At 58.2% G+C, this 8731-nt stretch carries 8 protein-coding genes; 6 read left to right on the top strand and 2 right to left on the bottom strand.

The window, feature by feature from the left end; genetic code table 11:
* The 3 genes from ATY76_RS19175 to ATY76_RS19165 form a co-directional block, all read left to right on the top strand.
* Positions 1-1049, top strand: a 1049-nt coding sequence (locus ATY76_RS19175) for an acetoin dehydrogenase dihydrolipoyllysine-residue acetyltransferase subunit (RefSeq protein ID WP_088676332.1), incomplete at its 5' end; no start/stop codon positions are given.
* A 48-nt stretch (positions 1050-1097) separates the two neighbouring features.
* Positions 1098-1868 carry a glucose 1-dehydrogenase gene (locus ATY76_RS19170; RefSeq protein ID WP_088676331.1) on the top strand — a complete coding sequence of 257 codons (771 nt, stop codon included), beginning with the start codon at positions 1098-1100 and terminating at the stop codon, positions 1866-1868.
* 114 nt (positions 1869-1982) lie between these two features.
* Positions 1983-2687 (top strand): TetR/AcrR family transcriptional regulator, encoded by a 705-nt coding sequence (locus ATY76_RS19165; protein ID WP_088676330.1) that lies wholly within the window; start codon positions 1983-1985, stop codon positions 2685-2687.
* A gap of 155 nt (positions 2688-2842) precedes the next feature.
* On the opposite strand, the gene ATY76_RS19160 is transcribed toward ATY76_RS19165, so the two are convergent.
* Both ATY76_RS19160 and ATY76_RS19155 read right to left on the bottom strand, forming a co-directional pair.
* Entirely contained in the window at positions 2843-3910 is a 1068-nt protein-coding gene (locus ATY76_RS19160) for a glutamate cyclase domain-containing protein (protein WP_088676329.1), read from the bottom strand.
* Positions 3911-4120: 210 nt separating this feature from the next.
* Positions 4121-5026: a LysR family transcriptional regulator gene (locus tag ATY76_RS19155; RefSeq protein WP_088676328.1), complete on the bottom strand. Its 906-nt coding sequence runs from the start codon at positions 5024-5026 to the stop codon at positions 4121-4123.
* A 191-nt stretch (positions 5027-5217) separates the two neighbouring features.
* On the opposite strand from ATY76_RS19155, the gene ATY76_RS19150 reads away from it, so the two are divergent.
* The 3 genes from ATY76_RS19150 (at position 5218) to ATY76_RS19140 (ending at position 8420) form a co-directional block, all read left to right on the top strand.
* A complete protein-coding gene (locus ATY76_RS19150) occupies positions 5218-6195 on the top strand; it encodes a Gfo/Idh/MocA family oxidoreductase (protein WP_088676327.1) in 978 nt (325 codons plus the stop codon).
* A 28-nt stretch (positions 6196-6223) separates the two neighbouring features.
* Positions 6224-7303 carry a Gfo/Idh/MocA family oxidoreductase gene (locus ATY76_RS19145; protein ID WP_088676326.1) on the top strand — a complete coding sequence of 360 codons (1080 nt, stop codon included), beginning with the start codon at positions 6224-6226 and terminating at the stop codon, positions 7301-7303.
* A 130-nt stretch (positions 7304-7433) separates the two neighbouring features.
* A complete protein-coding gene (locus tag ATY76_RS19140; RefSeq protein ID WP_088676325.1) occupies positions 7434-8420 on the top strand; it encodes a LacI family DNA-binding transcriptional regulator in 987 nt (328 codons plus the stop codon).
* Positions 8421-8731 lie beyond the last annotated feature (311 nt).

Genomic DNA, 8731 nt, shown 5'->3' with positions numbered 1-8731 from the left:
TCGGCGAGGGGGGCAGCGTCGCGCGCGGTCAGGAGATCCTGGAGATCGAGACCACGAAAGTGACGAATGTGCTGGAAGCCTCCGCCAGCGGTACGCTGAGGCAGATTGTTCTGGCCGAAGGCACGACCGCCCCGGTCGGTGCGCTGGCCGGCGTGATTGCCGACGAGAGCGCCACGCAAGACGAGATCGACGCCTTCATCCAGAGCTATGCCGATCGCATCGGCCGCGGCGAAGAGGGCGAGGGGGGGCTATCTCTCCCACGCAAGGTCACGGTCCCGGGCGGTTGGCTGAACCTGCTGGAAGCCGGTGAGCCGAGCGACGACACGGTGCTCTTCCTGCACGGGTTCGGCGGAGATCTGACGACCTGGCTCTTCAACCAGCCGGTGCTGGCCGAAACGATGCGGACGATCGCAGTCGATCTTCCCGGTCACGGCGATTCCTCGCCGGTGGCGGGCAGCAATGTCGTTGACGAGATTGCCACAGCGATCGAGGAGGCGCTCACCCCGATTGCTTCCGGAAGGATCCATCTGGTCGCGCACTCTTTCGGCGGTGCCGTTGCTGCGGCTCTGGCGGCACGTCTGCCGTCGCGCCTCGGATCGTTGACGCTGATCGCACCGATTGGCCTGAGCAAGGAGATGAGCCGGGACTTCCTTACCGACTTCATCGCCGCCGAGCGCCGGCGCCCGCTGCAGGCTGTCCTGGAGCGGCTGTTTGCCGATCCGTCCAAGATCACCAACGACATGGTCGAGGGCACGCTGCGCTTCAAGCGGCTGGAAGGTGTTCCGGAGGCGCTTTCGGCCATTGCGGACGCCATTGCCGGCGACGGCGGTCAGAAGCAATCGATCGGCGCAGCGCTGAGCGGCCTGTCATGCCCGGTGACGCTGATCTGGGGTGACCAGGACCAGATCGTGCCGGTGCCGCAACAAGGCAAGATCCCCGCCAACGCAACCTTCGTCAACATCCCCGGGGCCGGCCACATGCCGCAGATGGAAGCCGCAGCCATCGTCAACAACGAGATCACCAAAACTATCGCCAAGGCCGGCACTTAACTGAGCCACTTAACCGTATCTGAAATCTCCAACGCTGAGAGCAATATCATGAAAGACTACGCGAATAAGGTTGTCATCATCACGGGAGCGGGATCCGGCATGGGGCGAGCCATGGTCGGGGAATTCGTCTCCCGAGGTGCGCGGGTGGCTGCAATGGACATTAATTTGGAGCGCGCGAAAGAAACGGTCGACAGGCTGAGCGATCCATCGATGGCATTTGCGCTTCAGGTGGATGTCAGCGACCAAGACAGCGCCAAGCGAGGCGTAGACGCGGTCATCGCTCGTTGGGGGCGCGTCGATCTCCTTTGCAATAATGCCGGTATTCTTGATGGTCATGCGACGGCTCACGAGGTCAGTCTCGCCGAGTGGAACAGGGTCTTGGCAGTCAATCTGACTGGTCCGTTTCTGATGGCCCGCGCAGTCATTCCCCAGATGCTGGCGCAGGGAAAGGGAGCAATTATCAACACCTCTTCAACGTCAGGGTTCAGCGCGGCCGGAGGTGGTTCTGCCTATACCGCCTCCAAGCATGGCGTAATCGGTCTCACTCGTCAGCTGACGTTTGAATATGGAGCGCGCGGAATCCGGGTTAATTCCATTTGCCCGGGGGCAACCGCAACGCCTCTGGCATTGCCGGAGAATAATGCCGCCTCGCCCGACATGGATCTCGCGATCAGCAAAGTGCCTGCGAGACGCTGGTGCCAGCCGGAGGAGATCGCAAAGCTTGCTGCGTTTCTGGGAAGCGACGATGCTGACTATGTTCACGGAAGCGATTATGTCATGGACGGAGGGTGGCTGACCGCTGCGCGTGATCCATTTTGATCTGATGGGAATGAAGCGAATGGAAAAGGGTGTCGTCGTGCAAGAGTTCGGGGGCAGACCGATATCTATCTCTGCTCTTGGAAAAAGTGGTCGCCGCTCCGGACTGGAAATTCGATGACCCTCCCCACATCACTATGCGAGGCTCGGAACCGCTTCAAACGGCATCTGGACGGTTGTGACTGGTCAGAACTTACCGCCGGACGAAAGAGAATCCTCGAGGTTTTCTTGAGGCTTGCGAGCATCGAAGGTTATTCGGCTGTCACGATGCGAACTCTCGCAAAGGAGGCAAACGTCAAGGCAGCAAGCATCTATTTCCATTTTCCCGGCGGTCGCAGTGAAATTGTCGCTCAGTCGCTCCGTTGGCATTACTCGAACTGGGGATACAGTATCCTGGAGGCCATCGATAAGGCCTCCGAACCCGAGCAATTTTGGGATGTATTGGTGTCGGCTGTCGCACGGTGCCAGATAAGCATCCCGGCAAGCGACCTTTGGGATCTCTTGGTGCGGATGGATCGGGCTGGCGGGTTTTTGGAAACGGAATTCCGACGGGAGATCGATCATTGGCTTGATCTTTGTGCCGACCTTTTCCAGGCGAGCGCTGCCGCAATCGGCTACGCGGTTGATCGCGGCAGGATCAACATGATCATGTCAATGCTCGATGCCGGCAGCAATTGGAGCGAATGGAGTGGTGATGCCGCGGACCTGGATGCGATAGCCGAACAGGCCATCATCGTCTCGCGCGCCATCCTGTCGGCGCCTATGGGCAGCTTGAGACGTACGGCTGCGCCGGACGAAATGGCAATCAAGTATAGCCGCTAAGAGCGGCTATACTCAGCTTCTCAATTGACACGCTCAATGACAGCTTCAACCTCAACCGTCATCCCGAAGGGAACATGCGGCTCTCGTCCGCAAGAGAACTCGCAGTTGAATACATTCGCCCGATCGCCTGTCGCCGACGTGCATCGACCACCTGCTTATTTCAGCTGACGCCAATCGCCACTGTCGCCCTTCCAGCCAATCACGCGGCCCGCCAGCCGCTCGAGTGTGTTCCTAAAAGTCGTTACCAGTCCCGCCCATTCGGCCGCGGCGATGCCATCGACCGCCGGTTCTGGTCCCATAAACATGCCGTCTACGCCACCGAAGGAGACGCATTGTTCGATGCATCTGCGTTCGAGATCGCCATCATGAAAAATGGAGGGTTTCTCAAGCAGCGCCGAGAGAGCGGCGATCAGACCGGTCGCGCCCCAGTTGGACACGTTTGACACGATCAAATGATCAGCGGCGGTCGCAGCCGCAACTCCTCCGCGCCCCGGATGACCGCTGTCCTTTGCCTTCGGAGAAAAGCTCTTAAGTTCCTCGCCAATGACGCCCATACCGAGTTCGTTGCCGCCATCGCCGATCGCGAGAAACGGTATTTTTTCGGCTTTCGCACGCAGGAAGAACTGATCGAGATCGGCGACCATTCCGTCCAGAGGACGGCCGCCGAGACCGTGGTACAAGCCGCGATCGTTCCGGCCAGGCCGTTCGATGGCGATGACGAGCGACGGTTTGGTGATGTCGAGAAGCGCATCGGTGATCGTCTGGCAGCCAGTTGCGTCCTTTGGTACGGCGCGGATGTAGACCGGACGGACGAAGTCGACCGGTTTGATGATGCCGTCATCGGGAAAGGGAAGGGGGGCCAAACCTGCGCCCCGGCAGGTGCCGATGGTCATCTCGACCCAATCGTTGTCGGTCAAGATTATCGTTTCGACGCCGAGGCCCAGAAAAAGGGCGCGTGCCAATAGGGCTGCGCCAACAGGGCCATCCGTTTCGGGTACGCCCGCGCCTTCAGGAAAACCGGTCGCGATGATCACGGGACCGCGATGCTCGCGAACGCGATCACAAATGATCTTGGCGCCCGCCATGCAGGCAGGCCCCGGTTGGCGTGCCTGCAGCGCCTGGTAGATCTTGCCGATCAGACCGACACCGGTCAGGTCAAGTGTCATGAAGTCTTCGATGGTTTGGGCGATGTTCCTGCCCTTTGCACTTTCCAAATCAAGCATGATGGGTCCCTCAATCCTGAGCGCCGATGATGTTTGCAAATTTGCCCGCATCCACATTGCCTCCGCTCAGGAGGACGGCGACGCTCTTGCCGGCAACGCTGACCTTGCCTGCCAGGATGGCAGCTAGAGCCAGGATTGAAGCGTGCCGCCCACTTAATGTGAAATTATATTATTGCATCGGTTGGGATAACGGAAACGAATGACTGCTCATCACGTCCCGTGACATCGCGCGTGAGCATAGCTGTCGGCAGTCGCTTCAGCGATCCGTGCGAGCTCGCCGAGGATATCTCCGCCGACGCCGAGCGGGTAAAATGCATAGAAGCTTAACGGCGGCAGGACGATGTCGGTTGAAAGCTTTTTGAGATCATGGTTCTGCGTATCGGCTCGCAAGGAACCTTCTGCTACGAGCGCGATGCCAACGCCGTCGAGCGCCATCTTTTCGATCGTGGAGATCGACGAATTAGTGAAAATACGCGGCGGCCGGTCGGTGTTGCGAAACAGCATGTCGCGCAGATATTCATATGGATAGGTGTTTCGGGGATAGGTCAGTATCGGAAAGCCAGCAGCATTCGCGTAGGTGAGTGCCTCACCCTCGAAAAGCCCGGGTTTCGCATAGAAATGCAGCGGGAAGTCGTTGAGCTTTCGCTGCGTGAAACCATCCACGATAGAGGGCCCAAGCGCGAGGGCCATGTCGATTTCGCCTTCTTGTAAAGCCCGCAGCATAGGGGGCGTCACATCGACGGTGATGTCGAAATCGATGTTCGAAAACTCACGCGAACATTGTTCGAGAAACGTGGCGAGCCATGTCTGCACGATTGTTTCAGAAACGCCAAGCCGAACGCGACGTTGAGTTTTCTTGTTAAGCGCGAGATCCTTCTCCATCCTGGAAACTTGTCGCAGCACCACTTCCGCGTGGCCATAGAGAACTCGTCCGACATTTGTCAGCGTGATCGGCTTGCTCGATCTGTTGATGAGCGGCTCGCCGACCAGATTTTCCAGCGCGCTTATCCGTTGCGAGACGCCCGGCTGCGTGGTGTTCAGTTTTTCCGCGGCCCGTGAGAAGCTGTGAAGATGGGCGGCCCAATAGAAGACCTCCAAACTGCGTAGGCTAAACATAATCCAGCTCCATCAGAGAAATGTTATCGTTGACATCCGTGCAGAATCTGATTGACTGACACGAATGGCATCAGCTGCTCAGAGATTTCCCCAAAATGTAAACGTTAACATTGCGCCCGTCAAATGGGTCGTCCGCTTTCGGCCCCGCGGGGCTTCCTCCCAGAGATATCGAACACGTGAAGGAGTATGCGATGAGTTTGGCCGTTGGAGTGATTGGCGCCGGCGTCATGGGGTCGGAGCACGCCCGCATTTTGAAGGAAGCGACGCCTGGAGCGCATCTATCCGCCGTTTGCGACGCTGACGAGGCGCGCGCGCGGAAGGCCGCAGGTGACGTGTGGGTGACAGCGGATGCGCTTGACCTTATCCGCTCCGACCGGACAGATGCTGTTGTCATCGCCGCGCCAGACGCTACCCATGCTGGTCTCGTCCTGGCCTGCATCGAAGAAGGCAAGCCGGTGCTTTGCGAAAAGCCGCTGGCAACGACGGCCGCGGAAGCCCGGAGCGTCGTCGAAGCGGAGATCAAGGCTTCGCGCCGGCTGGTTCAGGTGGGTTACATGCGCCGTTTCGATCCGGCTTATGTCGAAATGAAGCGGCTGAAGGATGATGGCGTGATCGGCTCGCCCGTCATCCTGCACAATGTGCACCGCAATCCGGTTGTGCCCACCTGGTTCGCCGGGCCGATGTCGGTGACGAACGCTTTCGTCCACGAAATCGACGCGAGCCGCTGGTTGCTGGGCTCCGAGATGGTTTCTGCTCATGTGCGCTCGGTCGGCGCTGGCGATCCACTGCTGATCACGATGGAGACCGACAGGGGAGAACTCGTCTCAACTGAAGTGTTCATGAACTGCGGATATGGCTACGACGTCCATGCGGAACTTGTCGGCCAGAAGGGGACGTTGCAGACGATCACGCCGCGTCTGGTAACCGCAAATGTCGCCGGTTTTGCGAGAGGCACATATCCCGACAATTGGATTCCGCGTTTTCGGAACGCCTACATTGCTCAGCTTGATCATTGGGTCAAAAGCATACGCGATCAGGTTCCGGGAGAGGGGGCGAGTGCCTGGGACGGCTATTTGACGACGAAGATAGCTGAGGACATCGTTGCTGCCATGGCAAGTGGCGTTGACGCAAGAATGGTCCCGGAAGCAGCTCCGGCGCTCTATCGCTGACATTTGCCGATTAAACAACAGGTGCGAAATGCTGACGCCAATACGATATGCTGTGGTCGGGGCCGGATGGATCTCCCAGGAGGCATTCCTGCCTGCGGTTCCGCAAACGGGCAATTCTCGCGTCACTGCGATCATCTCCGGCAATCGGGAAGGTGCGACCCAACTTGCGGCGTTTTTCGGTATCGACCATGTATGCGACTATCGAGACTTCGACCCGCTGCTCCGGCAGGATGTCGTCGATGCCGTTTACATCGCGGTGCCCAATCCCATGCACCATGACTTCGCCGTGCGCGCCGCCAACGCCGGCAAGCATGTGATGGTCGAAAAGCCGATCGCCACTTCTGAGAAAGAGGCGATCGCGATGATTGACGCAGCTGCACGAAACGACGTGCTTTTAATGACGAGTTATAGGCTTCACAACGACCCGGCGACATTAACAGCACTCGATATTGTCCGCGCCCGCAAGATCGGAGAGCCGCTCGCCTTTTCTGCGTCATTCGGCTTTCAGTCTGAGACCGGCAATCATCGTTTGAAGAGCGAGTTCTGGGGTGGGCCGCTTCAGGACATCGGGATTTATTGCATCAATGCGGCCAGACACGTCTTTGAGGCGGAGCCGGTCGAAGTGTTTGCGATGGCAGCAAGACCGCAGAACGACCAGCGTTTCACGGAAGTCGACGCCAGCATAGCCGTCACATTACGCTTCTCGCAAAACCGGCTGGCACAATTCTTCTGTAGTTTCGGCGTTTTTGATGTCGACACCTATCGTATCGCTGGAACCGAGGGTGAATTGATCATGGAAAACGGTTTCCGTTTCGACACCCCTTCGCGGCTCATCGTGAAGACGAAGCGCAATATCGACAACATCTCCTATGGCATTCACGACCAATTCGCCGGTCAGATCCAATATTTCTCACAATGCATCCTCACGGGAACGCGTCCGGAACCGGACGGCGAGGAGGGATTGGCGGATCTTAAAGTTCTCATCGCAATCGAGCAATCGATGCGCACGGACGCCCCACAGCCGGTTTCCAGCCCTTCGAGACCCGGACATCCAGATTTGTCTATGGTGAGGCGACTGCCCGCGACAACAAGACGGCTTCTCCTCTGACGGATGCGCTGAGCGGTGCGAAACCCGTTTGCAATCGTTGACGGGCTGCGTTCCAGCTGGTCAAATGGCCAGACGGTACGCTGATACGCATTGCCGTTGCACTGTCAGATGTTGAACGAGCAATTTAGAGATGAAGAAGCCACCGACTGTACGGGATGTTGCGCGCCTTTCGGGCGTGTCGACGGCAACCGTTTCGCGGTATTTTAGCGGCAAGGCCGCCGCAATAGCGCCTGACACGTTGGAAAGCGTTCGCAACGCCGCTGAAGCGCTCGGCTATACACCCTCGGAAATTGGGCGCTCGCTGCGGCTTTCCAGGAGCCGCGTGGTGGTAATGCTCGTTCCGGATGCAACGAATCATTTTACCGCAGACGTCGCGGCATCTGTCGAAAGAGCCCTCAAAGAGTACGGATTGTCGATGGTTCTGGCGAATGCCGCTGAAGATCCGAAACAACAGGACCGCCTGCTGACGGATGCTCTCGGGCTGCGGGCGAGGGCTATCATCCTTCAGGGCGCGATCGACACGCCGCAACTGCGGGAGATGGCCGGACGGCAGAATAATCTCATCTTCGTCAACCGGCGCCCGGCAGAGGGCGTATCGGCGCCTTATGTCGGCATCGACAACTATGCCGCCGGCCATGATGTCGGGCGCTATTTCCGGGAACGAGAATACGAAAATTGCGTCGCGATTTCCGGCCCGCGGGAATTTTCAGGAAGCAGCGAGCGTCTTCAGGGATTTCTCGACGGACTCGGACGTCAGACGACCGTGCGACATTTCGAAACGGCCTTCACAATGGAAGGCGGCTACGAAGTGGGTCGGGAATTGTTCTCTCAGGAGCGAACCCGCTTCTCCGTGTTCTGCGGAAATGACATGATCGCCTATGGCGTTCACCGTGCCGCAGTCGAGCGGCAGATGCGATTTCCCGACGACCTAGCGCTCTTTGGCTTTGACGACAACCGATTGAATGAGTGGCTTGCGCCTTGGCTTTCCACCGTTAAGGTTCCCGCCTTCGATTATGGGCCGGCGATCGCAAGCCTCGTCTGCGAGCCGCGCGATCCCTCCGAAGACGCAGCAAATATCATTTTGCCCTTCGAACTCAAGCTGCGCGACTCCGCGTAAATTTCCGATAATGCAAGCCTGAGCCTTTGCGGAGCGTGAGCAACGCCCTTGGCGTGCTTCGCTTTTGTGTTTTCGCTCGCCGCTCTTGTCGCCCTGGGACTTCTTCGTTCACATTTCCAATGTAATCGTTGACATTGGGATTTTCTCGTGTTGTATACGTTAACATTACAGTTTCTTGACGGGCCGGACAGATGTCCGGTCCTTGGGTTTGATCAGGTGCGGGACGCGTTCCGGGCCATATGGAGGCTTTTGCGGTGAAGAAGTTGAACGTTGCGCTTATCGGGACAGGCTTCATGGGGAAGGCGCACTCG

It is taken from the genome of Rhizobium sp. R339 (genome assembly GCF_002211395.1).
Lineage (GTDB): Bacteria > Pseudomonadota > Alphaproteobacteria > Rhizobiales > Rhizobiaceae > Rhizobium.
Note: the sequence above shows the minus strand (reverse complement) of the source record. Positions and strands in the feature narration are given on the sequence as shown.